The following is a 575-nucleotide window of genomic DNA, read 5'->3' as shown; positions in this document are numbered from 1 at the left end:
TTTGGGAAAGTAAATCCTTTACAAACTTGTCATGAATGTTGGTAATCCGCTGGGGCATGGGAGAAGGAGGGGAATGTGAAACAAACAGGGAGAGTTGAGATTATCCCCTTCCATTTTTCTTCAACACCTCCCTGATTTTCTCATCGCTTTCACCGGTAATCATCCGAATAATGTCGAAGCTAATGCCGTTATCAAACGCATTGAGGATTGTCTTTTCAATTCCTTTTTGCATGCCCTCTGCTACTCCTTCGGCTTTTCCTTTTTCGATACCTTTTTCAATGCCTTCCTGAATGAGTTCATCGTAAATGCTCATGGCTTTTTTGTTTAGATCGGGTGGTAATATTTGCAATTTTTCTTTAAAGGACTCTTTGTCGAGTTGGTCATTTTGCAGTAAGTAAACAAATATAACGTCGATAAAGTTTGAATCCAAGTAGGGGTTCAGGCTGTCTAGGATTTGCTCGATGTTGTGGTTAAGTTCCTTATGGTCAAAGTAGTAGCGCTGGATTGACAGGGCCGTTCTCAGGAGTCCGTGTTTGAGCTGCTGAATATGCTGTCCGTTCATTGCCTGTAAGTTT

The 575-nt window shown here is 41.6% G+C and carries 1 pseudogene; it reads right to left on the bottom strand.

The window, feature by feature from the left end:
• Positions 1-100: 100 nt before the first annotated feature.
• Positions 101-575 (bottom strand): annotated as a pseudogene (locus tag EZE20_RS24245) (hypothetical protein); the annotation flags it as partial.

The organism is Arundinibacter roseus (assembly GCF_004348825.1).
GTDB classification, from domain to species: Bacteria; Bacteroidota; Bacteroidia; order Cytophagales; family Spirosomataceae; genus Arundinibacter; species Arundinibacter roseus.
This window is presented reverse-complemented; position numbering and strand designations above follow the sequence as displayed.